This window comes from Mesorhizobium sp. M1004, assembly GCF_040318795.1.
Lineage (GTDB): Bacteria > Pseudomonadota > Alphaproteobacteria > Rhizobiales > Rhizobiaceae > Mesorhizobium.
Map to the genome: position 1 here is coordinate 1 of NZ_JAMYNB010000013.1, position 25,061 is coordinate 25,061.

General features: G+C 63.3%; 26 protein-coding genes. 16 read left to right on the plus strand and 10 right to left on the minus strand.

Going from position 1 to position 25,061, the window contains the following annotated elements:
- Nucleotides 1-64: 64 nt before the first annotated feature.
- Genes NKH54_RS24485 through NKH54_RS24500 form a run of 4 tightly spaced genes read left to right on the plus strand, consistent with a single transcriptional unit; the run spans nucleotide 65 to nucleotide 3,638 of the window.
- A complete protein-coding gene (locus NKH54_RS24485; RefSeq protein WP_502882181.1) occupies nucleotides 65-598 on the plus strand; it encodes an endonuclease domain-containing protein in 534 nt (177 codons plus the stop codon).
- A complete protein-coding gene (locus NKH54_RS24490) occupies nucleotides 599-1,477 on the plus strand; it encodes an ABC transporter permease (RefSeq protein WP_023690837.1) in 879 nt (292 codons plus the stop codon).
- Nucleotides 1,474-2,628 (plus strand): ABC transporter permease, encoded by a 1,155-nt coding sequence (locus NKH54_RS24495; RefSeq protein WP_353029190.1) that lies wholly within the window; start codon nucleotides 1,474-1,476, stop codon nucleotides 2,626-2,628. The genes NKH54_RS24490 and NKH54_RS24495 overlap by 4 nt, the downstream gene beginning before the upstream one ends.
- A 38-nt stretch (nucleotides 2,629-2,666) precedes the next feature.
- Nucleotides 2,667-3,638 (plus strand): ABC transporter substrate-binding protein, encoded by a 972-nt coding sequence (locus NKH54_RS24500; RefSeq protein WP_353029192.1) that lies wholly within the window; start codon nucleotides 2,667-2,669, stop codon nucleotides 3,636-3,638.
- 48 nt (nucleotides 3,639-3,686) lie between these two features.
- Here the strand turns inward: NKH54_RS24500 and NKH54_RS24505 are convergent, their stop codons facing one another.
- Nucleotides 3,687-4,145: an Lrp/AsnC family transcriptional regulator gene (locus NKH54_RS24505; protein ID WP_023682177.1), complete on the minus strand. Its 459-nt coding sequence runs from the start codon at nucleotides 4,143-4,145 to the stop codon at nucleotides 3,687-3,689.
- Nucleotides 4,146-4,268: 123 nt separating this feature from the next.
- On the opposite strand from NKH54_RS24505, the gene NKH54_RS24510 reads away from it, so the two are divergent.
- Nucleotides 4,269-5,552 (plus strand): cystathionine gamma-synthase family protein, encoded by a 1,284-nt coding sequence (locus NKH54_RS24510; protein WP_353029193.1) that lies wholly within the window; start codon nucleotides 4,269-4,271, stop codon nucleotides 5,550-5,552.
- A 92-nt stretch (nucleotides 5,553-5,644) separates the two neighbouring features.
- Here NKH54_RS24510 and NKH54_RS24515 read toward each other — a convergent pair whose 3' ends face one another.
- From NKH54_RS24515 to NKH54_RS24525, 3 genes are all read right to left on the minus strand, one after another.
- Nucleotides 5,645-7,294 (minus strand): thiamine pyrophosphate-binding protein, encoded by a 1,650-nt coding sequence (locus NKH54_RS24515; protein ID WP_352499714.1) that lies wholly within the window; start codon nucleotides 7,292-7,294, stop codon nucleotides 5,645-5,647.
- A complete protein-coding gene (locus NKH54_RS24520; RefSeq protein WP_353029194.1) occupies nucleotides 7,291-8,466 on the minus strand; it encodes a CaiB/BaiF CoA transferase family protein in 1,176 nt (391 codons plus the stop codon). Before NKH54_RS24520 ends, NKH54_RS24515 begins: the two co-directional genes overlap by 4 nt.
- An 82-nt stretch (nucleotides 8,467-8,548) precedes the next feature.
- Complete coding sequence (locus tag NKH54_RS24525; protein WP_353029196.1) at nucleotides 8,549-9,481, minus strand: alpha/beta fold hydrolase; 933 nt, start codon at nucleotides 9,479-9,481, stop codon at nucleotides 8,549-8,551.
- Nucleotides 9,482-9,622: 141 nt separating this feature from the next.
- Here NKH54_RS24525 and NKH54_RS24530 point away from each other — a divergent pair, with 141 nt between their 5' ends.
- From NKH54_RS24530 to NKH54_RS24545, 4 genes are all read left to right on the plus strand, one after another.
- On the plus strand, nucleotides 9,623-10,513 hold the full coding sequence (locus NKH54_RS24530; RefSeq protein WP_353029197.1) for an alpha/beta fold hydrolase: 891 nt from the start codon (nucleotides 9,623-9,625) through the stop codon (nucleotides 10,511-10,513).
- A gap of 23 nt (nucleotides 10,514-10,536) precedes the next feature.
- Nucleotides 10,537-10,959 carry a MarR family winged helix-turn-helix transcriptional regulator gene (locus tag NKH54_RS24535; RefSeq protein ID WP_353029198.1) on the plus strand — a complete coding sequence of 141 codons (423 nt, stop codon included), beginning with the start codon at nucleotides 10,537-10,539 and terminating at the stop codon, nucleotides 10,957-10,959.
- Nucleotides 10,960-11,057: 98 nt separating this feature from the next.
- Nucleotides 11,058-12,071, plus strand: a complete 1,014-nt coding sequence (locus NKH54_RS24540) for a ribonuclease T2 family protein (protein ID WP_353029199.1) — start codon at nucleotides 11,058-11,060, stop codon at nucleotides 12,069-12,071.
- A 70-nt stretch (nucleotides 12,072-12,141) separates the two neighbouring features.
- The gene (locus tag NKH54_RS24545) at nucleotides 12,142-12,756 is read left to right on the plus strand and encodes a hypothetical protein (RefSeq protein WP_156933926.1); all 615 of its coding nucleotides are present in this window, start codon (nucleotides 12,142-12,144) and stop codon (nucleotides 12,754-12,756) included.
- Between the two features lie 5 nt (nucleotides 12,757-12,761).
- Here NKH54_RS24545 and NKH54_RS24550 read toward each other — a convergent pair whose 3' ends face one another.
- Nucleotides 12,762-14,048 (minus strand): GGDEF domain-containing protein, encoded by a 1,287-nt coding sequence (locus NKH54_RS24550; RefSeq protein WP_353029200.1) that lies wholly within the window; start codon nucleotides 14,046-14,048, stop codon nucleotides 12,762-12,764.
- A gap of 233 nt (nucleotides 14,049-14,281) precedes the next feature.
- Here NKH54_RS24550 and ettA point away from each other — a divergent pair, with 233 nt between their 5' ends.
- The 3 genes from ettA (at nucleotide 14,282) to NKH54_RS24565 (ending at nucleotide 18,004) form a co-directional block, all read left to right on the plus strand.
- Nucleotides 14,282-15,931 (plus strand): energy-dependent translational throttle protein EttA, encoded by a 1,650-nt coding sequence (ettA, locus tag NKH54_RS24555; protein ID WP_023688009.1) that lies wholly within the window; start codon nucleotides 14,282-14,284, stop codon nucleotides 15,929-15,931.
- A 49-nt stretch (nucleotides 15,932-15,980) separates the two neighbouring features.
- Nucleotides 15,981-16,751 carry a trans-aconitate 2-methyltransferase gene (tam, locus tag NKH54_RS24560; protein ID WP_023725378.1) on the plus strand — a complete coding sequence of 257 codons (771 nt, stop codon included), beginning with the start codon at nucleotides 15,981-15,983 and terminating at the stop codon, nucleotides 16,749-16,751.
- Nucleotides 16,752-16,882: 131 nt separating this feature from the next.
- Nucleotides 16,883-18,004 carry a beta-ketoacyl-ACP synthase III gene (locus NKH54_RS24565; protein ID WP_023714787.1) on the plus strand — a complete coding sequence of 374 codons (1,122 nt, stop codon included), beginning with the start codon at nucleotides 16,883-16,885 and terminating at the stop codon, nucleotides 18,002-18,004.
- Here the strand turns inward: NKH54_RS24565 and NKH54_RS24570 are convergent, their stop codons facing one another.
- Nucleotides 18,005-18,571 (minus strand): methyltransferase family protein, encoded by a 567-nt coding sequence (locus NKH54_RS24570; protein ID WP_023668240.1) that lies wholly within the window; start codon nucleotides 18,569-18,571, stop codon nucleotides 18,005-18,007. It abuts the gene before it with no gap.
- A gap of 196 nt (nucleotides 18,572-18,767) precedes the next feature.
- Between NKH54_RS24570 and NKH54_RS24575 the strand changes: the two genes are divergently transcribed.
- Nucleotides 18,768-19,379: an MOSC domain-containing protein gene (locus NKH54_RS24575; protein WP_023714785.1), complete on the plus strand. Its 612-nt coding sequence runs from the start codon at nucleotides 18,768-18,770 to the stop codon at nucleotides 19,377-19,379.
- 59 nt (nucleotides 19,380-19,438) lie between these two features.
- Here NKH54_RS24575 and NKH54_RS24580 read toward each other — a convergent pair whose 3' ends face one another.
- Nucleotides 19,439-20,281 (minus strand): SDR family oxidoreductase, encoded by an 843-nt coding sequence (locus NKH54_RS24580; protein ID WP_023690853.1) that lies wholly within the window; start codon nucleotides 20,279-20,281, stop codon nucleotides 19,439-19,441.
- Between the two features lie 145 nt (nucleotides 20,282-20,426).
- The gene (locus tag NKH54_RS24585) at nucleotides 20,427-21,389 is read right to left on the minus strand and encodes a D-amino acid aminotransferase (RefSeq protein ID WP_023668243.1); all 963 of its coding nucleotides are present in this window, start codon (nucleotides 21,387-21,389) and stop codon (nucleotides 20,427-20,429) included.
- A gap of 152 nt (nucleotides 21,390-21,541) precedes the next feature.
- Here NKH54_RS24585 and NKH54_RS24590 point away from each other — a divergent pair, with 152 nt between their 5' ends.
- Nucleotides 21,542-22,048, plus strand: coding sequence for a hypothetical protein (locus tag NKH54_RS24590; RefSeq protein ID WP_023682159.1), 507 nt, complete (start codon nucleotides 21,542-21,544; stop codon nucleotides 22,046-22,048).
- A 6-nt stretch (nucleotides 22,049-22,054) separates the two neighbouring features.
- On the opposite strand, the gene NKH54_RS24595 is transcribed toward NKH54_RS24590, so the two are convergent.
- Complete coding sequence (locus NKH54_RS24595) at nucleotides 22,055-22,369, minus strand: DUF2293 domain-containing protein (protein ID WP_023668245.1); 315 nt, start codon at nucleotides 22,367-22,369, stop codon at nucleotides 22,055-22,057.
- The gene (gene tsaA, locus NKH54_RS24600; RefSeq protein WP_027050634.1) at nucleotides 22,366-22,872 is read right to left on the minus strand and encodes a tRNA (N6-threonylcarbamoyladenosine(37)-N6)-methyltransferase TrmO; all 507 of its coding nucleotides are present in this window, start codon (nucleotides 22,870-22,872) and stop codon (nucleotides 22,366-22,368) included. The genes NKH54_RS24595 and tsaA overlap by 4 nt, the downstream gene beginning before the upstream one ends.
- Before the next feature lie 167 nt (nucleotides 22,873-23,039).
- Here tsaA and NKH54_RS24605 point away from each other — a divergent pair, with 167 nt between their 5' ends.
- Nucleotides 23,040-24,062 carry an ArsR/SmtB family transcription factor gene (locus NKH54_RS24605; protein ID WP_023735976.1) on the plus strand — a complete coding sequence of 341 codons (1,023 nt, stop codon included), beginning with the start codon at nucleotides 23,040-23,042 and terminating at the stop codon, nucleotides 24,060-24,062.
- Nucleotides 24,062-24,979: a methylenetetrahydrofolate reductase [NAD(P)H] gene (gene metF, locus NKH54_RS24610; RefSeq protein ID WP_353029201.1), complete on the plus strand. Its 918-nt coding sequence runs from the start codon at nucleotides 24,062-24,064 to the stop codon at nucleotides 24,977-24,979. The genes NKH54_RS24605 and metF overlap by 1 nt, the downstream gene beginning before the upstream one ends.
- The last annotated feature ends 82 nt before the right edge of the window (nucleotides 24,980-25,061 follow it).

Sequence of the window (25,061 nt, forward strand, 5' to 3'; positions counted from 1 at the left end):
ACGCCGGAATTTTTGGCGATCGCGGCCCGCGTGCGCGATGGCTTGAGGGCAGGGCACAGCTATGATGATTGAGGGGGCGAACGACCGGCTGGCTCCTCTCCCCAACGGGGAGAGGGTGGCCGGAGCGAAGCGGAGGTCGGGTGAGGGGGCGGCGCCGACGGATCCGACCAAGAGAAATGTCGGGGCAACCGCTCGCGCCCGAAAGCTGCGGTTTGACGAGACCGAAGCTGAATACCGGCTTTGGGGGGAATTGAGAGGACGTCATCTCAACGGCTACAAATTTGTGCGGCAAGTGCCGCTCGGACCTTTCATCGCGGACTTCGTCTGCCGCGAGCAGGGGCTGATTGTCGAACTTGATGGCAGCCAACACGCGGATTCACTGACCGATCCCGCCAGGACAGCCTGGCTGAACGGACAAGGTTATTCGGTTCTGCGCTTCTGGAATCACGAAGTTTTGGCTGAGCGCCGAGCGGTCCTGGATACGATCTTGGCTTGTCTCGGCGGAAAGATTTCTACCCCCTCACCCGACCTCCGCTTCGCTCCGGCCACCCTCTCCCCGTTGGGGAGAGGAGGGCGCCCCGCTGGCGAGGCGCGATAGATGGACACCTTCCGCGAAAAATTCATCCCCGTGACCTCCATCCTCCTGGGCGTGGTGGTGCTCTGGTATGTCTTCGCCGTCATCCTAAACGCGCCCTTCCAGCGCGACCTCGACCGGCGCGCCGGGGAAACCCACGACACCGTCGAATTCATAGGCAAGACGCTGTCGCAGCCCAAGCCGACGCTGCCGGCGCCGCATCAGGTGGCGGTGAACTTCTTCGAGAACACCTTCCTGCGGCCCATCACATCGAGCCGAAGCCTCGTCTACAATGCTTGGGTGACCCTGTCGTCGACGTTGCTCGGCTTTGCCTTCGGCACGGCGCTCGGCATCGTCATCGCGGTTGGCATCGTGCATGTGGCGACGCTCGACCGCAGCCTGATGCCGTGGATCATCGCCTCCCAGACGATTCCCATTCTGGCGGTGGCGCCGATGATCATCGTCGTGCTGGGGGCGATCGGCATCAGCGGTCTGATCCCAAAGGCGATGATCTCGACCTACCTGTCGTTCTTCCCGGTGACGGTGGGCATGGTGAAGGGCCTGCGCTCGCCCGAACTCATGCATCTCGACCTGATGCACACCTACAATGCCAGTGTCTCGCAGACCTTCTGGAAGCTGCGGGTGCCGGCCTCGGTGCCGTTCCTGTTCACCTCGATGAAGGTGGCGGTGGCGGCGAGCCTGGTCGGCGCCATTGTCGGCGAACTGCCGACCGGTGCTGTCGCCGGCATCGGCGCCAAGCTTTTGGCAGGCGCCTATTACAGCCAGTCCATCGACATCTGGTCCGCCCTTGTGGCGGGCTCGGTGGTGGCGGCCCTTCTGGTCATGGTGGTCGGCATAGCCGGGCGCCTCGTTGACCGCGCCATGGGCGGGAGGCCGGCATGAACTGGCTGAAGCCCTCCTGGCAAGCCGTGCTGGCCGTTGCGCTGTGCCTCGTCGCCGTCGCGCTCGGTGCGATGTCGAAGCCGGAAGCGGCCGCCCTTGCAGACCCGACGGCAAGCTTCGACTACCCCTATTTCGGGATAAAGACCCTGATGATCGGCCTGGCCGTGCTGGCAGGGCTGATCTCGATGATCAGAATTTCGCCGCTGGCCGAGGCTGCGGTGCTGTTCATCGGCGCTCATCTCGTCGCCTGGATGCTGATCTCGGGCATTACAGGTTTCGAAGGCACGGCATTGGCGCCGTATTTCCTGCTGCTCGCCGCTGCCTGGCTGCTGGCATGGCGCTGTGTGGCGGTGCTGTCGGGGCTTCGCCCGATGGCAAAAGGGGCGCGGATGGCGCTGCGCCTCATCATCCCGGCGATCTTCGGCGCCTGGATCCTGATCATATGGGAAGCGATGACGCGTGGCGCCGGCATTCCCTTCATCCTTTTGCCGCCGCCGAGCGCCATCGGTGTGCGCATCGCCAGTTCCCTGCCGGTGCTCGGCGCCGATATCAGGCAGACCATCTTCAAGGCGGTGATCTTCGGTTATGTCATCGGCAGCGGCGCCGGCTTCCTGGTGGCGATTGCGGCCGACCGCGTGCCGTTCCTGCGCCGCGGTCTGCTGCCGATCGGCAATATGGTCTCGGCGCTGCCGATCATCGGTGTGGCGCCAATCATGGTGATGTGGTTCGGCTTCGACTGGCCGTCCAAGGCCGCGGTCGTCATCATCATGACCTTCTTCCCAATGCTGGTGAACACGGTTGCCGGTCTTGCCGCCTCCGGCCATATGGAGCGCGACCTGATGCGCACCTATGCGTCGGGCTACTGGCCAACACTCTTGAAGCTCCGGCTGCCGGCGGCAGCGCCCTTCATCTTCAACGCGCTGAAGATCAACTCGACGCTGGCGCTGATCGGCGCCATCGTCGCCGAGTTCTTCGGCACGCCTGTGGTCGGCATGGGCTTTCGCATCTCGACCGAGGTCGGGCGGATGAACATCGATATGGTCTGGGCCGAAATCGCAGTTGCAGCACTGGCGGGTTCGGTCTTTTATGGCGTGGTCGCTCTCGTCGAGAGAGCCGTCACGTTTTGGCATCCCTCTGTCCGTGGTGGATAGGGCGGTGGGTTCGGGTGTTAACTTCAGAGGGTAAAAACATGAAAAGACTGATCATTCCGATGCTGGCCGGCGCGATGTCGCTGGCCGCGTTCCAGGCAATGGCCGCCGACAAGGTGGCCTTGCAGCTGAAATGGGTCACGCAGGCGCAGTTTGCCGGCTACTATGTCGCCAAGGCCAAGGGTTTTTATGAAGCAGAAGGCCTCGACGTCGACATCAAGCCGGGCGGTCCCGATATCGCACCCGAGCAGGTGATCGCCGGCGGTGGCGCCGACGTCATCGTCGACTGGATGGGCGGGGCGCTCGCCGCGCGCGAAAAGGGCGTGCCGCTGGTCAACATCGCCCAGCCGTTCAAGAAGGCCGGTATGGAGCTGGTCTGCCCGAAGGATGGCCCGATCAAGACCGAAGCCGATTTCAAGGGTCACACGCTCGGCGTCTGGTTCTTCGGCAACGAATATCCTTTCTACGCCTGGATGAACAAGCTCGGCCTGAAGACCGAAGGCGGCCCGGATGGCGTCACGGTTTTGAAGCAGAGCTTCGACGTGCAGCCGCTGATCCAGAAGCAGGCGGATTGCATTTCGGTCATGACCTACAACGAGTACTGGCAGCTGATCGATGCCGGCTACAAGCCGGACCAGCTGACCGTGTTCAACTACTCGGCGATGGGCAACGACCTGCTTGAGGACGGGCTCTATGCCTCGGAAGACAAGCTCAAGGATCCGGCTTTCGAAGACAAGATGGTGCGTTTCGTGCGCGCCTCGATGAAGGGCTGGAAATATGCCATCGACAACAATGACGAGGCCGCGGGCATTGTCATGGACGGCGGTGGCCAGGACGAAAACCACCAGAAGCGGATGATGAGCGAAGTCGCCAAGCTGATCGACAATGCCGACGGCAAGCTCGACCCGGCGACCTACGAGCGCACCGCCAAGGCGCTGCTCGACCAGAAGATCATCACCAAGGCGCCGACCGGCGCCTACACCACGGCCATCACCGACAAGGCGATCAAATAAGCCTGGCCAGGCAATTTCGACCTCGAGAGCGGCGCCTTTGACCAAATGTCAGAGGCGCCGTTCCTTTATGGTGTTCATGACGAAGCTGGTCTCGATCGAAGCGACGCATTTCAGCCGCGCGATCTTTTCCTTGATGAAGCGCTCGTACTGTTCGAGGCTGCCGGTCACCACCTTCAGCACATAGTCGCGCGACCCGGTGACGAGGTGGCATTCCAGCACCTCCTCCCAACCGCGGATCGCGTCCTCGAACATGACGATCTCGTCCTCGTTCTGGCGGCTGAGCCGGACGGTGGCGATGGCGACCATGTTCCACCCGAAGGCGGCCGGGTCGACCAGCGTGGTATAGCCCCTGATGATGCCGGCCTCCTCCAGCCGGCGTACCCTCCTCAAACATGGCGACGGCGACAGGCCGATGCGCTCCGCCAGCTCATTGTTGGTGATGCGGGCGTCGGCCTGCAGCTCGCGCAGGATCTTGCGGTCGAAATCGTCGGCTATCTTCTGCTGCACTTTTGCTCTCGCTCGGCAATTTGTTGCCGGGATGCAGCCATGCGAGGCCGAAAATAGCAAGGACTGGTGGACCGGGATCGCATAAATTGCTGGACGAGACTCCTCTAGAACGCAGGAAAAGCCATGACCGCGCCGCGCCCGTCGAAAACCCACATCGGCAACCACAAGCTCCACCCCGAGACGTTGATGCTGAGCTATGGCTTCGATCCGCAACTGTCGGAAGGCGCCGTCAAGCCGCCGGTGTTCCTGACCTCGACCTTCGTGTTCAAATCGGCGGAGGAGGGGCGCGACTTCTTCGACTACACATCCGGCCGCAAGGAGCCGCCGAGCGGCACGGCGTCCGGCCTGGTCTATTCGCGCTTCAATCACCCCAACTCGGAGATCGTCGAGGACCGGCTGGCGGTCTATGAGGGAACGGACGCCTGCATCCTGTTCTCGTCGGGCATGTCGGCGATCGCCACCACACTGCTCGCCTATGCCCGGCCGGGCGATGTCATCCTGCATTCGCAGCCGCTTTACGGCGGCACCGAGACGCTCTTGACGCGCACGCTGTCCGGCTTCGGCATCGGCGCTGTCGGCTTCGCCGACGGCGTCGACTACAAGGCGGTGCGGGCCGCTGCTGATGCAGCGGTGGCGAAGGGGCGTGTCTCGGTCATTCTCATCGAAACGCCGTCGAATCCGACCAACAGCCTGGTCGAGATCGCACTGATCCGGAAGATTGCCGACGAGATCGGTGCAAGCCAAGGATCAACGCCGATCATCGTCTGCGACAACACGCTGCTCGGCCCGGTGTTCCAGCGACCGATCGAACATGGCGCCGATGTCTCCGTCTATTCGCTGACCAAATATGTCGGCGGCCATTCCGACCTGATCGCCGGGGCGGCGATGGGCAGCAAGGCGGTGACCAGGCCGATCAAGGCGCTGCGCGGCGCCATCGGCACGCAACTCGACCCGCATTCCTGCTGGATGCTCGGCCGCTCGCTGGAGACGCTGTCCATCCGCATGGAGCGCGCCAACGACAATGCGCGGCTCGTGGCCGAATTCCTGCGCGATCACGCCAAGGTCGAGAAGGTGCATTACCTGCCGTTCCTGGCCGAGGATACGGCAGCGGGACGGGCCTACAAGGCGCAATGCAGCGGCGCCGGGTCGACATTTTCTTTCGATATCAAAGGCGGAGAGAAGGCGGCCTTCGCATTTCTCAACGGGCTGCAAATATTCAAACTGGCGGTGAGCCTCGGCGGCACGGAGTCACTCGCCAGCCACCCGGCGGCGATGACGCACTCCGGCATTCCCTTCGACGTGCGCCAGCGCATCGGCGTGCTGGAGACCACGGTCAGGCTGTCGATCGGCGTCGAGCATCCGGACGATCTTATCGCCGACCTGACGCAGGCGCTGGCAGCGGTCTGACTGCTGACGAAGGTCGGCGGGACAGCACCCCCCTCTGTCCTGCCGGACAGAGGGGGGTGTGACGGAACTCGGCCTATACCCTTTGTCGGCACTCAGCTCTTGTCGCGGATCTGCGTCATCGTCCGCGTCGGCGTGATCGCCTCGGGATCGAGCCTGATTTCGACGATCGCCGGCTTGCCGCTGGCGCGGGCACGCTCGAAGGCAGGGGCAAAATCTGCCGTGTTCTCGACCGTCTCGCCGTGGCCGCCATAGGCGCGGGCAAGAGCGGCAAAGTCAGGGTTCTTCAGATCGGTGGCGACGACACGGCCGGGATAGTCGCGCTCCTGGTGCATGCGGATGGTGCCGTAGATGCCGTTGTTCACGACGATAACGATGATCGGCAGGTCGTATTGCACGGCGGTAGCGAATTCCTGTCCGTTCATCAGGAAGCAGCCGTCGCCGGCAAAGGCGATCACGGTGCGGTCGGGATGGAGCGCCTTGGCGGCGACCGCAGCCGGGGTGCCGTAACCCATCGAACCGGAGGTCGGCGCGCCTTGGGTGGCGAAGCGGCGGAAGCGGTGGAAGCGGTGCACCCAGGTGGCGTAATTGCCGGCGCCGTTGGTGAAAATGGCGTCATCGGGCAAAATCTTTTCCAGATAGTTCATGATCGGCCCCATCTGGACCGTGCCGGGGCCGGTCTCAGGAGGCGTCGACCAGTCGAGGTAGGCAGCGTGTGCTTTCGCTGTCTCATCCGCCCAGGCTGGCGTGGAGGTTGGCTTGCGCTTGGCGAAGGCTTCGACGAAGGCTGACGGCGCAGCGTTGATCGCCAGGGTCGGCCGGTAGACACGGCCGAGTTCGCCGGCGTCGGCATGGACATGGACCAGCGTCTGGTCGGGGTAAGGGCTCTTCAGCAGCGTATAGTCGGAGGACGGCATCTCGCCCATGCGGCCGCCGATCAGCAGCACCAGGTCGGCCTGCTTGATGGCGGTGGCCAGCTTCGGGTTGATGCCGATGCCGACATCGCCAGCATAGTTCGGGTGCAGATGGTCGAACAGCATCTGGCGGCGGAAGGAGCAGCCGACCGGCAGCGACCAGGCCTCGGCAATGGTGCGCATACGTGCCACCGCTTCCTCGTCCCAGCGTGTGCCGCCGAGGATGACGAAGGGACGCTTGGCCTTGGCCAGAAGCTTTTCCAAAGCATCGAGTTCGGCTTCGCCGGGCCGGGTTTCGACCGGCGTGTGCGGCAAGGCCGCGGGCGCGTCGACAAGACTGGTCAGCATGTCCTCCGGCAGCGAGACGACGACGGGGCCGGGGCGGCCCGATGTCGCGACAGCAAAGGCGCGGGTGACGAGTTCGGGGATGCGCGCGGCATCGTCGATCTCCACCACCCATTTGGCGATGTCGCCGAAGAAGCGCTTGTAGTCGACCTCCTGGAAAGCCTCCCGCTCCTTGGCGTGGCTGGCGACCTGGCCGATGAACAGGATGACGGGTATCGAATCCTGCATGGCAATGTGAATGCCGGCCGACGCATTGGTGGCGCCGGGGCCGCGGGTAACGAAGCAGATGCCGGGCTTGCCGGTCAGCCGCCCCTGGCAGTCGGCCATCATGGCGGCGCCGCCTTCCTGGCGGCAGACAATGGTGCGGATGGGCGAGTCATGCAGCGCGTCCAGCACAGCGAGATAGGATTCGCCAGGCACGCAGAAGATGCGGTCGGTGCCGTTCGCCTCGAGTGCGTCGACAATCAGTTGTCCACCGGTCTTCATCGTCCAGACTTCTCCAGTTCGGCAAGAATTTCTTCGGTATGTTCGCCAAGGCGAGGCGAGGGACGCTCATAGACGAGCGGCGTGCCCGACATCACCATCGGCGCGCGCACCGAGGGCAGACGATTGCCATGGCCATCGTCGAGGTCGAGGCGCATGCCGCGTGCGATCGTCTGCGGGTCGGCAAACATCTGGCCGATGTCGTTGATCGGGCTCGCCGGCACGCTTGACGCTTCGAGCCTGGCCAGCAACGGGTCGCGATCCCAATTCTTCAGCGTCTCGATCAAGTGCTCGCGCAACTTCACCCGGTTGGCGACGCGGGCCGGATTGGTGGCGAAATCGGGATTCGCTGAGAGATGGTCGAGACCGACGGCGGCGCAGAATTTGGCGAACTGGCCGTCATTGCCGACCGCCAGGATGATGTGGCCGTCCCTGACCGGGACAACCTCATAGGGCGCAATGTTCATATGCGCATTGCCCATCTGCACCGGCGCCTTGCCGGAGACGAGATAGTTGAGGTTCTGGTTGCCGAGTGCGGAAATCTGCGTGTCGAACAGCGCCATGTCGATATGCTGGCCTTCGCCGGTCTCTTCGGCATGGCGAAGCGCTGCCTGGATGGCGATCACAGAGTAAAGGCCGGTGAAGATGTCGGAAATAGCGACGCCGGCCTTTTGCGGCTCGCGCCCGACCTCGCCGGTGATCGACATCATGCCGGCCATGGCCTGGATGATGAAATCATAGCCGGCGCGTGGGGCGTAAGGCCCGTCCTGGCCGAAGCCGGTGATCGAGCAGTAGACGAGCTTTGGATTGATCGCCTTCAGGCTCTCGTAATCGAGCCCGTATTTCTTCAGGCCGCCGAGCTTGAAATTCTCGATCAGAATGTCGGCCGTGGCAACCAGCCGGCGCACCGTCTCGGCCCCTTCCGATGTCGAGAAATCGACGGCGATGGAACGCTTGCCGCGATTGCAGGAATGGTAATAGGCGGCCGACAGGTTCTCGCCATCATGGCTCATGACGAAGGGCGGACCCCATTTGCGGGTATCGTCGCCGCCTTCGGGGCTCTCGACCTTGATGACATCGGCGCCGAGATCGGCCAGCAATTGTCCTGCCCAGGGGCCGGCCAGGATGCGGGCGAGTTCGACGACGCGGACGCCTTTCAGCGGAGGTTCAGCCATAAATCACCAAAAACGGGTCGGAACCGCAGCCTCTATCAACCCGGGATGCCGCTGTCACGGGCCTTGCGGTAGGCCAGCGATGTCACTCTTTGAGCACGCTATCGGCCCAGGCAGCGAAATCGTCCATAACGGTGTCGCGGTTCACCTCGTTCAGGCTTTCGTGGCGGGTGTCGGCGTAAACCTTTGAAACCAGATTCGAAAAGCCCATCGCGCGCATCCGCTTGGTGAGATGATCGATGCCTTTGCCATAGTCGGAGGCCGGATCCTTCTCGCCGCCGACGATGCTGACGGGCAGGTCGCGCCTGATGCCGGCAAAGCCCGCATCCTTGCCGCCTTTCTGCGCCATCTCCACGACATCGCGCCACATCGAGATCGAGGCATCCCAGCCGCACAGCGGGTCGGCAATGTACTTGGCCACTTCAGCCTCGTCGCGCGACAGCCAGTCGAACGGCGTCTTGTGGTTGGGCACCGCCTTGCCCCAGGCCTGGAAGGTCAGTTTGGGCAAGACGCGTGAGGGAACATCGGAGCCGAGCCTGAAGCGCTCATAAGCGAGGATGGCGAGTGCAAGCTGACCAAGCAGGCCTTGTGAGAAATTGCCGTTCCAGATCGCCGCGGCGTGGACGCGCGGCGAGTGCGCCAGCAGGTAGTTGAGCGCCACCGACGCACCCATCGAATGGCCGAACAGGATGACCGGCAGGCCGGGCTGCTCCTTCGCAATCAAATCGTGGACTGCGTCGACATCGGAGATCACCTTGGCCGGGCCGCTTGTGCCGGCGAATCTGCCGAGCGGGGCATCGGGCGCCTTGGTCGCGCCATGGCCGCGATGGTCGTGGACGTAGACATGAAAGCCGCGGGTGCTGAGGTAATCGGCGAAGCGGGCATAGCGCGCGGCGTGTTCGGCCAGGCCGTGATTGACCTGGACTACCGCGCGTGGAGAGCCCCCCGCGTGCTTCACATAGAAATTGAGCGTGGCCCCGGTCGGTGAGGCCAGCGTCGTCTGCTTGTCAAATGCCATGTCTCGCTCCCTTGGCGACTGTTGGGCGACGGCGTGACCGACGTCAAGGGGAGGTCGAAATCAGCCGGCGTCACTATTGACAGTGTGCTGTCAATTTGGCTATATGACAGCATGCTGTCAAATTACATCGGGAACATGAGCATGAAAACCGTTTCGACCGTTTCGCGCCGCGCGTTTCTGCTGGCGAGCCTTTCATCCGCAATGCTCCTGCCCGGCATTGCTTCCAGCCAGACCAGGGAGACGACCATGAAGACCTCAACCATTGCCGGCCCGCAGGGCCAGCTTGCCGGCTACGACATCAAATCCGGCGGCGGCCTGCCGATCCTGTTCGCGCATGGCGATTGCAGCCGCGCCACACAGTGGAACCGGGTGATGCAGCTCACCGCAGGTGGCCGTGAGGCGGTCGCCTTCGATTTTCGCGGCCATGGCGCATCGGCGCCTGCAGCTGATGCCGACTACGGCTATGAAGGCCGTGCCGACGATATTGGTGCGGTGGCCGATGCGTTCGGCCTGAAGCGGTTTGTCCTCGTTGCGCATAGCGGCGGCAGTGGGGCCGCGCTCGCCTATGCCGCCGGCCATGCCGACCGTGTTGCCGGCATCCTGCTGGTCGATCCGGCGACCGATCCGCGCGCCCTGCCCAAAGAGATTCGCGACGGGTTCGTGCGCGATCTGGGGGGGCCAAACGGCGGCGGTGTCCTGAGCGCTTATTACACCTCGATCGCCGGCTCCAATGAAGATGTCCGCAAACAGGTCCTCGCCGATGCGGCGGTGGTCGATCTGGCGGCTCGGGCAGGCGTCGGCAAGGCGCTGGCGGAATGGAATCCCGAACCGACGCTCGATGCCTATCACGGGCCGATCTTCGTGCTGGCCACGGAGGCCAATGACAATGCGGCGGCCCTGTTTCGGCTGCGCAGCGGAATTGGCCACAGAACCGTCGCCGGTTCCGGCCACTGGGTGATGCTTGACAAGCCGGAGGCGGTGGCTGAAGCCGTCAACACTTTCGTTTCCACCATCGAGGCCGGCCAGAAATGACAAGCAGGACCGAAGCCGGAGATGTGCTCACCGAACTGGTGCTTGCCGTGTTCCGGCTGAATGGCGCGTTTCTCGACGCGGCCGACCGGCTGGCCGAGCCTGCCGGGTTGACGGCGGCGCGCTGGCAGGTTCTGGGCGCGGTGCTGAAGGAGCCGAAATCGGTGGCCGACATTGCCCGCGACATGGGGCTTGCCCGCCAGAGCGTGCAGCGCCTTGCCGACATTCTGGCCGCCGAAGGGCTTGCCGCCTATGCGGACAACCCGGCGCACCGCCGCGCGAAGCTCCTGGCGATGACCGATGCCGGCCGGGCCGCGATCCGGGATATCGGCACGCGCCAGCATGTCTGGGCCAACCGCATCAGCGAGGGCATCGAGGCTCGCGCGCTCGAGACAGCGCTTGATCTGCTGCGTATGTTGACGAAGCGGGTCGAGGAGGGCGGGGTCTGATCGACCGAGCGATTGTTTTTTGCGGCGGACGAAAGAAATCGTAATTCTGACATGTCACACGTTTCTAGCTTGCGCTATGAAACGCTAGGAGTGCTGGAATGCGGATGTCGGCGATATGGGGTGCGGTGTTGGTGGCGCTGGCCGGTGTCGGCCTAGCGCGTGCCGATGTGAAGATGAGCGGCTCCTTCGTGGCCGATGCCGCCTGTCCAGCAACGCAGGCGATCAAGAGCGGCAAGAACCCCGGCAATATCGCGACAACGGCTGGACAGAGCTACGATCTCCTGGCCGGCAACAAGGATGCGCCGACGCATTACCTCATCCGCGTGCCGGGCGCCGATCCTGAGCGCCGTTGGGTCAAGATCAGCTGCGGCCATGTCTCAGGCGGCAGCGCGTCGACTGAGCCGGCCGCGCCCGCCGATCAGGGCAAGCCTGCGGCGCCGGCTTCAGGAAAACCCGAATATGTTTTCGCGCTGAGCTGGCAGCCGGCCTTCTGCGAAACCAAGTCGAGCAAGCCCGAATGCCAGGCGCAGACGGCGGGCGGCTTCGACGCGTCGCATTTCACGTTGCATGGGCTCTGGCCGCAGCCGAACGGCAATTTCTATTGCCAGGTGCCGGCGAGCGACAAGGCCAATGACAATCCGGCCCATTGGGCAGACCTGCCGCCGGTCAACCTCGATGCCAATACGCGCGCCGAACTCGACCAGGTGATGCCTGGCACCGCCTCCAAGCTCGAACGGCATGAATGGATCAAGCACGGCACCTGCTACGGCAAGAGCCAGCAGGAGTATTTTGCCGAGGCGCTGAACCTGATGCGGGCGGTGAATGCCTCGCCTGTGCGCGAGCTCTTCACCAGGAACGTCGGCAAGCAACTGACTTCGGACCAGATCCGCAGCACCTTCGACAGCGCCTTCGGCGCCGGGGCGGGCGCGCGGGTGCGTGTCTCCTGCCTGGTCGATCCGTCGAGCGGCAGGCGGCTGATCGGCGAGCTGACGCTGGGCCTGACCGGCCCGATCGGCCCCGACAGTTCGCTGGGCACTCTCATGCTCGCCTCGGCGCCGACGACCAAGGCGGGCTGTCCGAAGGGTTCGGTCGATGCGGCCGGGTTCCAGTAGGATATCCGTCTGTCGCTTAGCAGTGACGCGGTGATACGGTCTGGATGTGTTTCATTCGGCGGGGGTGGCGATGAGTGGCATGACATCAGGCGGGCTGGCGCGGCTGGCTTTCTGGGCCAGGGGAATGACAGCCATAAAAGACGGCCGCATGGAATGGCCGGGCTTTTCCTATACCGATGCCGAGTGGGCGCGCATGCGCGTGCTTGCCGCGCCGATCGGGGCAGGCCGCTACCAGCTGTTCACTTGGGTCAATGCCGCGATCTTCATCGCCATTGCCGCGCTCGGCATCGTCTGTGTCTTCCTGCCGCTGGCGACACTTTTGTTTCCGGTGCCGGCCGAGACCAGCGCGCTCAAATTCTCGGCTCTGCTGGCGGCGTGTGCCTTCCTCATAATCGGGCTCGGCTTGCCGATCTCCATGCGCCTGTCGAGCGCGTTGGCCATCTCCCGGGAGATGCGCGCCGGTCTTGTCGGCGAAGCCGGTGACGAAGCGCTGGCGGCAAAAGTGTCTTGGCAGATCAACCGCATCATGCTGGTCATGTGCGGCCTGCTGGTGCCCGGCATTCTGTTGTTCATCGCTTATGACATCGACGCCAGTCCGATCATCACCACGCTGAAATGGCTGGCCATCGCGCTGATAGCCGTTTCAGTTGCGGTCGGCGCGTTGCAGCAGCGCAAGCGGAGCTGACAGCCTTATCCGCTGACGCCACGTGTGGACAATGGCCAGGCACTGAGGTCTTCGGCATCGTCATGCGCTTCGCCGACGACGCGGTCACGCCCGGTGGATTTGGCCCTGTAGAGACGCTCGTCGGCAAGGGCGAAGAGATCGGCAAGCGAGGCTACGGTCTCGTCGACAGTAGCGATGCCGGCGCTGACGCTGATGTCGAACCGGTTTACGCACGCCTTGACGGCCTGGCGGAGGTTTTCTCCGAGCAACCTGGCGACCGCATGCGGCTGCGAGCAAAGGATGGCGAACTCCTCGCCGCCGATCCTGAAAACCTGATCGTGCGCGCCGGCCGCCTGGGTCAGTACCTGGGCGATCGATCTCAGCACCCTGTCGCCCTCGGCATGGCCGAAGCGATCGTTGATCGACTTGAAATGGTCGACGTCGACGATCAGCAGGCTGAGCGGCTGGGCCGTGCGCAGGCTGACAGCAACCAGACGTTCGCCGTCGCTGTCAAAGCGTCCCCTGTGCAAGAGGCCGGTGAGGCCGTCGCGGCCGACATGTTCGACCAGGGCTTCGTAGCGCTCGCGATAGGTCAACGTGTCGAAGACGTCGGACAGCCCGCGGGGTGCCACGACCTGACGCGTTTCGAACCATCTGAGGTAGGCGACAAGCATGGCGCTGTAGGCAAAAGCGGCACCCATCTTGGCCAACCAGCCGCCGAAGAAGACCGCAATCGGTGCGCCTGCGACGAAATGCAGGGCGGTGAAAAATCCGGCCTGGTCGAAGGTGAGCACGCAGGCGACGCAAATCAGGATGCGGGAGAACGGCGCCTTGCGCAGATAACGCCCGAGCTTTTCGTAAAGCAGGATGATCAGGATGGCGTCGATGAAGAGCAGCGTCGTGCCCCACACCATCAGCCAGCCCAACTGGTCGATGAAACCGATATCGGGAAGCTTGCCGTCGGAAAGGGCTGAAATATCGTGCAGGCGCAGGATCAGGACCAGCCCGATCATCAAGGCGTTGCCGAGCAAAAGGCCATAGATCGGCTGGCGCACCGTGGCCGCATCTTCCTTCATGTAGAGCAGAAGCAGCATCACCAGCTTGCCGGAAAACAGCACCGCCGAGCCTGGCGAGACCATGCCGAAGGGCAGGGCGACGTAGAAGACACTGGCGAGATAGGTTTCGAGGAAATGCATGGCGCCGAGCGCGCAGACGAAGACGCCGAGGCCGATGCGATCCCTGAAGCGGAACAGCGTGACCATGACGCTGAAGTAGACGACCGCTTCGGCAAGGAGCAGGAAACTGTTCAGCACTACCTTCGGTCCGATCTTTACTTTCGATCGCGACAGGCCAGCGATCGATCCTGTTTTGACGCTGAAGGGTTAACCGGGGATTTCAACGCTCCCTACAACCGGCGGAAAACTTAACGTGCGGTGTACACCCGGCTTGAAATGCAAAAGCGATTGCCGTTCGGCCCGGCATCGCCTACATAGCGGCCAACCTCCATTCAATCCGACATTTCGGTCAATCATCAAGGAAAGCGCGCGTGGCACGCCAGTTCATCTATCACATGGCCGGCCTCAACAAGGCCTATGGCACCAAGAAGGTGCTTGAGAATGTCCATCTCTCCTTCTATCCCGACGCCAAGATCGGCATCCTCGGCCCCAACGGCTCGGGCAAGTCGACGATCCTCAAGATCATGGCCGGGCTCGACAAGGAGTGGAACGGCGAAGCCTGGCTCGCCGAAGGCGCCACCGTAGGCTATCTCGCGCAGGAGCCGGCGCTCGATGCCAACAAGACGGTGTTCGAGAACATCATGGAAGGCGTCGCCGCCAAGACCGCCATCATCGAGCGCTACAACGAATTGATGATGAACTACTCCGACGAGACGGCTGACGAGTCCGCCAAGCTCCAGGACGAGATGGACCGGTTGAACCTGTGGGATCTCGAACAGCAGGTCGAGATGGCGATGGAAGCGCTGGGCTGCCCGCCCAAGGATTCCGAGGTCACCAAGCTTTCGGGCGGTGAGCGCCGCCGCGTCGCGCTCTGCCAGCTGCTGCTGCGTCAGCCCGACCTCTTGCTGCTCGATGAACCGACCAACCATCTCGACGCCGAGACCACGGCGTGGCTGGAAAAACACCTGCGCGCCTATCCCGGCGCGGTGATGATCATCACCCACGATCGCTATTTCCTCGACAATGTCACCGGATGGATTCTCGAGCTCGATCGCGGCCGCGGCATCCCCTATGAGGGCAACTACACCAAATACCTCGAAGCCAAAGCCAAGCGCCTCAAGCAGGAAGGCCGCGAGGACGACGCCCGCCAGCGTGCCATCGGTCGCGAACGCGAGTGGATCCAGTCCAGCCCGAAAGCTCGCCAGACCAAGTCCAAGGCGCGTATCCAGGCGTTCCAGGACCTGCTGGATGCAGCCGACAAGCGGCGTCCGAGCGATACGCAGATCGTCATTCCGCATGGCGAACGGCTCGGCAATGTGGTGATCGAGGCGGAAGGCCTGTCGAAGGGCTTTGGCGACACGCTGTTGATCGAAGGCCTGGAATTCAAGCTGCCGCCAGGCGGCATCGTCGGCGTCATCGGCCCGAACGGCGCCGGCAAGACGACGCTGTTCCGCATGATCACCGGCCAGGAAACGCCGGATGCCGGCTCTGTCCGCATCGGCGAAACGGTGAAGCTCGGCTATGTCGATCAGAGCCGCGATGCGCTCGATCCGTCAAAGACCGTCTGGGAAGAAATCTCGGGCGGCGCCGAAGTGGTCAAGCTCGGCAAGTTCGAGGCCAACACCCGCGCCTATTGCGCATCGTTCAACTTCCGTGGCGGCGACCAGCAGCAGAAGGTCGGCAACCTCTCCGGCGGCCAGCGCAACCGCGTGCATCTGGCAAAAATGCTGAAGACCGGCGGCAATGTGCTGCTGCTCGACGAACCGACCAACGATCTCGACACCGAAACGCTGGCGGCGCTCGAAGACGCGCTGGAAAACTTTGGCGGCTGCGCCGTCATCATCTCGCACGATCGTATGTTCCTCGACCGGCTGGCCACCCACATCCTGGCCTTTGAAGGTGACAGTCATGTCGAATGGTTCGAGGGCAATTTCGAGGACTACGAGCAGGACAAGATCCGTCGTCTCGGCCCCGAAGCCGTCAACCCGCACAGGATGACCTACAAGAGGCTGACGCGGTAAGGGAGCAACCGGGGCGGCGAATTTCTCAACTGATACGAGGAAAGCTTGAATGACCGACTGGTCAGCCGCCCAATATCTGAAATTCGAGGATGAGCGCACACGGCCGGCGCGCGATCTTGTTGCGCAGGTGCCGGTGGATTTCCCGCGCCGGGTGGTCGACATCGGCTGCGGCCCGGGTAATTCGACCGAGCTGCTGGTCGAGCGCTGGCCGGATGCTGATATCAGCGGCTTCGACACCTCTCCCGACATGATCGAGAAGGCGAAGGCGCGCCTGCCCAGCGTCAATTTCGACCTCGCCGATGCCTCGACATGGCGACCGGCCGAGCCGGTCAACGTCATCTTCGCCAACGCGGTATTCCAGTGGCTGCCCACCCACCCGGTAGTGTTTCAGCGGCTGATGGGCTTTCTCGCCCCCGGTGGCGCGCTCGCCGTCCAGATGCCCGACAATCTGCTTGAGCCGTCGCATCAGGTGATGCGCGAGACGGCCGCCGAAATGCCGTTCGCCGCCAAGATGGCAGGTGCTGCGCGCGGACCGCTGCCGGCGGTGTCGTTCTATTATGATCTCTTGTCGCCGCTCTCCGACCGGGTGGATATCTGGCATACGGCCTACAATCATCCGCTGACCGACGCCGAGGCGATCGTCGAATGGGTGAAGTCGACGGGGCTGAAGCCTTTCCTCGATCCGCTGGACGCCGACGAGCGCAAGATCTTCCTCGACAGCTACACGGCCAAAATTGCCAAGGCCTATCCGAAGACCGCAAACGGCAAGGTGCTGCTGCGCTTCCCGCGCATTTTCATCGTCGCCAAGCGGGCCGGCTAGCACTCCCGATGACATCCGGCCACAGCCTATGGTTTAAGCCGGCGTAAACCGGTGGGGTGAGAAAAGTGTTGTGTCGCGCCCCCTGGTCGTTCACATGAGAACGACAACGCCTGCGCATGGACGGACTGGATATGCATCGCGTCATCATCAGCGGCATCGGCGTTGAAATCCCTGAAGCCAAGATCACCAATGAAGAACTGGTCGCCAGTTTCAACGCTTGGGTCGACACGGAGAATGCGCGCCGGCAAGGCCCGGATGAGACGCTGCTGCAAAAATCCGACAGCGCCTTCATCGTCCATGCCTCAGGCGTCCAGACCCGGCATGTCATCGAGCGCGAAGGCATTCTCGATCCGACCCGCATGGCGCCGCGCATTCCGGCGCGGCCCGATGATGCGCTGTCGCTGCAGGCCGAGTTTGGAGTGGCCGCGGCCCGGAAGGCGCTCGACCATGCCGGCCTGAAGCCGTCCGACATCGACCTGGTGATCTGCTCGGCCTCGCACCAGCAACGGCCCTATCCGGCGATCGCCATCGAAATGCAGGAGGCGCTGGGCACCAAGGGCGCCGGCTTCGACATGGGGCTTGGTTGTTCATCGGCCGCGGCCGCCTTGCACATTGCGGCCAATCTGGTCCGGGCGGGCGCGCACAAGCGCGTGCTGGTGGTCACGCCGGAGATCATCACCGGCCATCTCAATTTCCGCGACCGGCAGACGCATTTCATCTTCGGCGATGCATCGGTGGCGATGGTGGTCGAGGGGCTGGGCGAGGGCGAGAGGCGGCCGGGGCGTTTCGAGGTGCTGGACACGCGCACCTGGACGCAGATGTCGAACAATATCCGCACCAATCTGGGCTATCACACCCGCACCGCCCAGGACGATCCTTACATGATCAACCTCGAAGGCAATCTGATCAAACAGGTCGGCAACAAGGTGTTCAAGGAAGTCACCGTCGCCGGCCACAAATTCATTGTCGAATTCCTCGCCGAGCACGGGCTGACGCCGCAAGCCATCAGGCGATTCTGGCTGCATCAGGCCAATGCGCGAATGAACGCCATGATCCTGAAACTGGCCTTCGGCCACGAGGTCGACCATGACCGCGCGCCGATGGTGCTGGAGCGGCTCGGCAACACCGCCGGCGCTGGCGCCATCATCGCGCTGTCGGAAAACCACGCCGACATGAAGCCCGGCGATTTCGGCGTGCTGTGCGCCTTCGGCGCCGGCTATTCGATCGGTGGCGCGCTTTTGCGGATGCTGTAATCAGGCCGGCATGAACGGCACCAGCATCGGTACGCTGCGGGCATAGTCATCATAGGCGTTGCCGAGTTCTCCGCGCAGAAAGCGTTCCTCCAGCCTTGCCTTCATGACGATGCCGATGGTGAGAAGAATCGCGCCGGCGATTCCCCAGACCGTGCCTTTGGCCGCCATTGTGGCAAGCATCGCCAGAAGCAGTCCGGTATAGATCGGGTGGCGGACCATTCTGTAGGGACCGGTGTCGACGACACGGTGCTCGGCCTTGGCCGTCACCGAAGCCGACCAGAGACGGCCGAGATGCAACCGCGCCCACCAGGCGAACAACAGGCCAACGGCAACAAGCCCTGCGCAGATCCACGCTTCGGCAAGGGTCGGAAACCAGAATCGCAGCCGGCCGGCATAGCCATGCGCGGGAATGAACAGCAGCACCGCGCCGATCAACCACAAAGCGCGATAGCGAAGCTCCTCCTGGATGCCGGCACGCTTTTTCGCCGGGTCGGCCCAGAAGGCGGCTAGAAACCAGGACACGACCCAGATCAGCCAAAGCAGCGCGATTGCAGTCCCGGGACGCATGGAAACCTCCGCAGACTTGTCTCACCATGAGGCCGGTGCAGCACGGCGGCAATGCGGCGCAGTACGATAGGATATGCGATCCGCGGTAAGAAGATCGTGATCGGCTGCCATCAGCCCGCTTGATCGGATCATCATTGCTTTGGACTGGACCGGGCTCATGGCTATCGCTAATGCCGCCTTGCACAAGGAGTAAGCCATGCTGGATCTTTTCCCTGAGGCTCCGATCGAGATCATTTCAGCGCGAAAACTCGTAGCCAGGGTGACGGCGCTCTACGCCGCACCGTCGAATCACTTCCAGACGCGCCCGGTGGAAGCATTGCAGCTCGGTTTCGAAGGCATCGACGGCGACTTCCACGCCGGCGCCACCCGTCGTTCGGGCGGTCGCGAACCCTGGTATCCGCGCGGCACCGAAATCCGCAACGAGCGGCAGATATCAATCGTAGCAGGGGATGAACTCGCCGTCGTTGCCGAGCGGATGGGGCTGGCCGAGATCAAGCCGGAATGGATCGGCGCCAATCTGCTGATCGAAGGCGTGCCGCATCTCTCGATGCTGCCGTCAGGCACGCTGCTGTTCTTCAGAGGTGGCGTGACGATCAAGGTCGATGCGCAGAACGGACCTTGCCGCCTTGCCGGACGTTCGATTGCCGAAAACGCCGGGATGGCCGATCGGGAGGCCGGCGCGCTGGCCTTCCCGAAGGCGGCGAAACGGCTGCGCGGCCTCGTTGCCTGGGTCGAGAAACCGGGTCGTATGACAACAGGGGAAGAGATCTCGGTGCGAGTGCCCGAGCAGTGGATTTATCGATCCTAGCACCGGGCTAGGGCAAGGGCTGCGCCGCCGGGGCGACGCAGCCGGATTTCAAGACGCGCTCAGGCCGCCTTGCGGTTCTTCTTGGCGCCCTGCGCCTCGACGGAAACGTGGTCCCACTTTTCCCACAGCGCGATGCGGTTGGCGTATTCCTGCTTGATCATCGGCAGGCCGCCATCGCCGAAGAAGACGCGCAGCGGCGGCTCGGCCGCGTCGACGATTTCAAGCATCGCCGGTCCGGTGGCCTCGGGGTCGCCGGCGACCGAGTTGGCGCGGCGTTCCGCCATCTTGGCGCGGGCCGGCGCGTAAGCCTCGATCGCTTTGGAGACCTTGGCCGAGGCGCCGGACCAATCGGTGGAGAAGCCGCCCGGTTCGACAAGCGTCACATGGATGCCGAATTCGGCGACCTCGATGCTGAGCGACTGGCTGAAGGCTTCGAGCGCCCATTTCGAGGCATGGTAAAGGCCGAGCGACGCAAAGGCGTTGACGCCGCCGATCGACGAGATCTGGATGATGTGGCCGGAGCCCTGCGCCCGCATGATCGGCAAAGCCGCCTGGGTGACCCAGAGCGCGCCGAACACATTGGTTTCGATCTGGTCGCGGGCTTCCTGTTCGCTGACTTCCTCGATGGCGCCGAAATGGCCATAGCCGGCATTGTTGATGACGACGTCGAGCCGGCCAAAGCGCTTGTGCGCCTCGGCGATGGCCGCATCGACAGCCTTCTTGTCGGTGACGTCGAGCTTGATCGCGGCGACATTATCGCCGTATTTCGCGACGAGATCGGCGAGCGTGCCGGCATCGCGCGCGGTTGCGGCGACACGGTCGCCGCGAGCGAGTGCGGCCTCGGCCCAGACTCGGCCAAAGCCTTTCGACGATCCGGTGATGAACCAAACCTTGCTTGTCATGACGTGGAATCCTTGCCCATGCGGGCCGTGAACTGGGAAGCGGAGGCTTCTCCGCTTCCGCGATATACGGTGCGTCGAGCGATTTTCCAGAGGCGAGGGGGAATCTTTTTGGTCACGTCATCGTGTGGAGCAGGACCTTCGCCGGTCAGGGATAGCGCACCGGGCTCGACCAGGCCGGGTCGTCATGCTTTTGCCAGTAGAGCGCCATCAAGCGCTTTGTGATCCCGCCTATCTTGCCGTCGGCGACAGCAGCGCCGTCGATCACTGTCACCGGCATGATGCCGCCGGCGGTGGAAGTGATGAAGACTTCGTCGGCAGCCTTCAGCGCGGCAACGCTGACGTCGACGGCCGTGGTGGGAAGCGCTGCCTCGGCGCAGAGGTCGAAGACGGTGCGCCTGGTGATGCCGGGCAGCACGCCGGCGGCTGGCGTCGACAGCCTGCCGTCCTTGACGCAGAACACGTTGAAGCCGGGGCCTTCGGCGACATTGCCGTTGAAGTCGAGAATCAATGCGGTTTCGGCCCCACGGTCATAAGCGTCGTAGAGGCCGCGCACGAGGTCGAGCCAGTGGTAGTTCTTGATCGCCGGATCGATCGAGACCGGCGGAATGCGCACCTTGTCGCTAATGGCGACATGCAGGCCGCGCCGCAACTGCTCGGCATTGGCGACCGAGCCGAAGGGAACTGCGAAGGCCATGAAGCGGTTGACCGCCTGGCGCGGATCGCGGCTGAAGGTCGGCGAGGCGCCGCGTGTGCACAGCATTTCGACATAGGCGGCGCGATGGCCCGACAGCGCCACGCAATTGTGCAGAATCTCGGCCACACCATCGCGGTCGGACGGGATCGTCATGCGCAGTTTTTGCAAGCCGGCGAAGAAGCGGTCGAGATGCAGGTCGAGTCGGAAGAAGCTCCCGTCCCAGACATGCACGGTGTCGTAGGTGGCGTCGGAATGCAGAAAGCCCCAATCCAGCACCGAGATCTTGGCTTGCGACATCGGCAGATACTGACCATCGAGAAAGGCGATGCCGTCGGGATAGGAATGCGGATCGATATGGCGATCCGACAAAGCCGGCAATGGCACAATGCTACCGGCTGCTGCGCTTCGGTTCATGGCGATTGGTCCCTTCGGCTTGATGCGGCAGATTCAAGCTAGTGGTCCCCTGCAGGCGGCATAGGGCCACCCAACCATCGCTGTTTGTCCTAGGTAGCACATTCGATATGCCCTATGGTCCGGCTTGAAAATATCCGGCCGGGAGGGGCAAAATGGGCAGATCTTTTCGGACCATCAGCTTTGCAATTTTCCTCGTCTTCGTCACTGGCCATGCCTTCGCGCAATGCGCTCGCGAGGGCGAGGCGCTGTGCCAGAACGGCCAGACCTATCGTTGCGAGAAGACGGGCAGCGAGCTGACGCCGATCTTTCAGAACGTGCCTTGCGTGGTCAACGCGGCGGGGCTCAACGGCGTCTGGACCGGCAGCGGTCATCAAAGTCCGGCCGGTGCTGCCGGCGCCGATTGGGCGATCGCAATGACAATCGGCGATGGCGCCGCGTCGATCGACTATCCGTCGCTCGGCTGCGGCGGATCGTTGACCCAGATTTCTCGCGACGACAGTTCGGCGGAATACCGGGAAAACATCAGCTACGGCCAGGACAAGTGCATCGACGGTGGCGGCATCACCGTCCGATTTTTCAAAGGGAACCTGTCCTGGACCTGGGTTGGCCAGGCCGACGGCCAGCCCTACAATGCGGTTGCCGTATTGAAGCGACGGTAGCTGAAGTTATTCCTCTTCGTCCTCTGCATCGAGCAGGCGCGTGGCGCGCCAACGGGTCAGCACCATGTTTGTTTGCTCGATGACGAAGAACCGCGCCGAGTCGCGGTCATAGCCCTCGGCCAGCAGCTTTTCATAGTCGGTATGGCCGTGCCTGATATGGGCGATCGTCGCCAGCCAGACCGCGATGCCCGGCGGCAGCGTCTTCATGTGCACGGCGCCGGCCTCGGTGCGGATTTTCTCCATATCGGCATAGGGCGCCAGGGGCAGCAGTGCGGTCAGCGCCTTGGCGATGGCGCGGCGGCGGCCGGTGGGCGCGCTCATTTTTCGTCACGCCCGGCAATGGTCGCCTCGGGAAAGGCGTCGGTCGAGGCGAAATAGGGCTTGATGTCGATCACCGGGGTGCCGTCGAGCACATCGATGGCGTCGATGGCGATGCGGCCGTGGTCGATGTCGACGGCGATCAGGCCGGCGATATGCAGCCCGACTGGGTTCGGCCGGGCAGGGGAGCGCAGCGAGAAAACGCCTTTCGGCTCAGCCGCATGGCGGGGTCTCTGGACAATCAGTGCCCGCGGCGCGTGATGCAGCCAGGACAGGATGACGATGTGGCTGGCCCGCTCCAGCGCAAGCAGGCCGTCGCGATAGGGTGGGTCGATGAGAACGGTGGCCGCCTGTCCTGTCTCGCGCGCCGCGCGCATGTTCTTCGGGCAGGTTTGCCTGGATGTCCACGGCGAGGCGATGCGGCCGATGAACACGATATGGCCATCCGCCGGCATGTCAGCCGGGTCGGTCTGCAGGAGCTTTTCGCCGTCGCGCGTCTCGAACATGGCTTTCGCCCTAGCACAAGTTTCCAGCCGATCGTCAGGGAAAAGCGGTTCTCTCAGGCGGGGACCATGTGTGCGGCATTTTCTTGTCAGGAAGCGACATAGGCCTTGCCATGTCGTCAAAGCTGACATAAACATATGTTTATATCTTTTTCAACGAGAACGCGCCGATGCATGTTTCGCTCGATACGATGGTGGATACGTTGAAGGCTGCGGCCGAATCGAGCCGGCTGCGCATCCTGGCGCTGCTGTCGCGCGGCGATCTCACCGTGTCCGACCTCACCGAGATCCTCAGCCAGTCGCAACCGCGGGTGTCGCGGCATTTGAAGCTGCTGCTGGAGGCCGGGTTGATCGGCCGCTACCAGGAGGGCTCCTGGGCCTTCTTCCGGCTGTCGGATACGGATTCCGCGCGCGACTTCGTCATGGGGCTGGTCTCTGGCATTCGCGGCGCCGATCCACAGGTCGAGCGCGATCTCGAGCGGTTGGCATCGGTCAAGCGCAAGCGCCAGGACCGTGCCGCCGAGTATTTCTCCGAGAACGCCGCCAGCTGGGATCACATCCGCTCGCTGCATGTGCCGGACCGCGCGGTGGAAGCCGCACTCCTCAAGCTGGTCGGCAAGCGGCCATTCCAGTCGATGCTAGACCTCGGCACCGGTACCGGGCGGCTGCTGGAGATATTTTCGCCGCTCTACCGGCGCGGTGTCGGCATCGACATGTCGCGCGAAATGCTGACGGTGGCGCGGGCCAATCTCGACAAGGCAGGCATCGCCAATGCCCAGGTCCGCCAAGGCGACATTTTCGCGCCGCCGGTCGAGCGCGACGCCTTCGACCTCGTCACCATCCATCAGGTGCTGCACTATCTGGACGATCCCGCCCGCGCCATCCGCGAGGCGGCAAGGCTGCTGCGCCCGTCGGGCCGGCTGGTGATCGTCGATTTCGCGCCGCATGCACTGGAATTCCTGCGCGACCAGCATGCGCATGTCAGGCTGGGCTTTTCCGACCGCCAGATCTCCGAATGGTTTGCCGATGCCGGGCTCGATCTCGAGGATGCCCAGGAATTCGAGCCGCGCGGCGGCAACGAAGCCAGGCTCACCGTCAAGCTGTGGCTCGGCCGCGACCGCCGCATGCTGATGGCCGAGCCTTCAAATGACACCCAACCCACCAAAGCGTACCCTATGGGGGAAATCGCCTGATGAACCAGTTCCGCTTTTCCCGCCGTCCCGACATCGGCGACAAGGTGCGCGTTTCCTTCGAGTTCTTCCCGCCGAAGACCGACGAGATGGAAGCCAGGCTCTGGGACACCGTCACCAGGCTGGAGCCGCTGAAGCCGAGATTCGTCTCGGTGACCTATGGCGCCGGCGGCTCGACGCGTGAACGCACGGCGCGCACGATCAAGCGCATCCTGAACGAGACGGCGCTGACGCCGGCGGCTCACATGACCTGCGTCGACGCCGCCCGCCATGAGGTCGATGCCGTGGTCCGCGAATTCGCCAATATGGGCGTGAAGCGCTTCGTTGCGTTGCGCGGCGATCCGGCGGCGGGTGTCGGTACGGCCTACCGGCCGCATCCCGATGGCTATGCCAATGGCGCCGAACTTGTCGGAGCGCTGAAGGACGCCGGCGATTTCGACATCTCGGTCTCGGCCTATCCCGAAAAGCATCCGGAAAGCCCCGACTTCGCCACCGACTTCGACATGCTGAAGCGCAAGGCCGACAATGGCGCGACGCGGGCGATCACCCAGTTCTTCTTCGACAACGATCTCTACGAGCGTTATGTCGAGAAGGCGCGCCGTGCCGGCATCTACATCCCGATCGTGCCTGGCATCCTGCCGGTGCACAATTTCACCCAGGTCGCCAATTTCTCGGCACGCTGCGGCGCGCTGGTGCCGGCATGGCTGGCCGAGCGTTTCGAAGGGCTGCACAACGATCCGCAGACGCATGCGCTCGTGGCGTCTGCCGTGGCGGCCGAGCAGGTGCTCGATCTCGTCGAGCGCGGCGTCAGCGACTTCCATTTCTACACCATGAACCGGGCCGACCTGGTGTTTGCCATCTGCCATATGATCGGCATCCGCTCCCACGAAACAGAGGCAGCTGGATCCGCCGCCGCCTGAGCTTCATCGTGGTATGAAATCTGAAATGCAAAAGGCCGGGCGAAACACCCGGCCTTTCGAATTTGTGGGCTATTGCTGCTGT

Bases quoted from the DNA above. Each gene is read 5' to 3' on its own strand.
- NKH54_RS24585 (WP_023668243.1), bottom strand. From the start codon at position 21,389: ATGAACCGAAGCGCAGCAGCCGGTAGCATTGTGCCATTGCCGGCTTTG.
- NKH54_RS24545 (WP_156933926.1), top strand. From the start codon at position 12,142: ATGAGTGGCATGACATCAGGCGGGCTGGCGCGGCTGGCTTTCTGGGCC.
- NKH54_RS24575 (WP_023714785.1), top strand. From the start codon at position 18,768: ATGCTGGATCTTTTCCCTGAGGCTCCGATCGAGATCATTTCAGCGCGA.
- NKH54_RS24500 (WP_353029192.1), top strand. From the start codon at position 2,667: ATGAAAAGACTGATCATTCCGATGCTGGCCGGCGCGATGTCGCTGGCC.
- NKH54_RS24540 (WP_353029199.1), top strand. From the start codon at position 11,058: ATGCGGATGTCGGCGATATGGGGTGCGGTGTTGGTGGCGCTGGCCGGT.
- NKH54_RS24520 (WP_353029194.1), bottom strand. From the start codon at position 8,466: ATGGCTGAACCTCCGCTGAAAGGCGTCCGCGTCGTCGAACTCGCCCGC.
- NKH54_RS24495 (WP_353029190.1), top strand. From the start codon at position 1,474: ATGAACTGGCTGAAGCCCTCCTGGCAAGCCGTGCTGGCCGTTGCGCTG.
- NKH54_RS24530 (WP_353029197.1), top strand. From the start codon at position 9,623: ATGAAAACCGTTTCGACCGTTTCGCGCCGCGCGTTTCTGCTGGCGAGC.
- NKH54_RS24580 (WP_023690853.1), bottom strand. From the start codon at position 20,281: ATGACAAGCAAGGTTTGGTTCATCACCGGATCGTCGAAAGGCTTTGGC.
- NKH54_RS24525 (WP_353029196.1), bottom strand. From the start codon at position 9,481: ATGGCATTTGACAAGCAGACGACGCTGGCCTCACCGACCGGGGCCACG.
- metF (WP_353029201.1), top strand. From the start codon at position 24,062: ATGAACCAGTTCCGCTTTTCCCGCCGTCCCGACATCGGCGACAAGGTG.
- NKH54_RS24490 (WP_023690837.1), top strand. From the start codon at position 599: ATGGACACCTTCCGCGAAAAATTCATCCCCGTGACCTCCATCCTCCTG.
- NKH54_RS24595 (WP_023668245.1), bottom strand. From the start codon at position 22,369: ATGAGCGCGCCCACCGGCCGCCGCCGCGCCATCGCCAAGGCGCTGACC.
- NKH54_RS24485 (WP_502882181.1), top strand. From the start codon at position 65: ATGATTGAGGGGGCGAACGACCGGCTGGCTCCTCTCCCCAACGGGGAG.
- NKH54_RS24510 (WP_353029193.1), top strand. From the start codon at position 4,269: ATGACCGCGCCGCGCCCGTCGAAAACCCACATCGGCAACCACAAGCTC.
- tam (WP_023725378.1), top strand. From the start codon at position 15,981: ATGACCGACTGGTCAGCCGCCCAATATCTGAAATTCGAGGATGAGCGC.
- NKH54_RS24570 (WP_023668240.1), bottom strand. From the start codon at position 18,571: ATGCGTCCCGGGACTGCAATCGCGCTGCTTTGGCTGATCTGGGTCGTG.
- NKH54_RS24515 (WP_352499714.1), bottom strand. From the start codon at position 7,294: ATGAAGACCGGTGGACAACTGATTGTCGACGCACTCGAGGCGAACGGC.
- NKH54_RS24590 (WP_023682159.1), top strand. From the start codon at position 21,542: ATGGGCAGATCTTTTCGGACCATCAGCTTTGCAATTTTCCTCGTCTTC.
- NKH54_RS24565 (WP_023714787.1), top strand. From the start codon at position 16,883: ATGCATCGCGTCATCATCAGCGGCATCGGCGTTGAAATCCCTGAAGCC.
- tsaA (WP_027050634.1), bottom strand. From the start codon at position 22,872: ATGTTCGAGACGCGCGACGGCGAAAAGCTCCTGCAGACCGACCCGGCT.
- NKH54_RS24605 (WP_023735976.1), top strand. From the start codon at position 23,040: ATGCATGTTTCGCTCGATACGATGGTGGATACGTTGAAGGCTGCGGCC.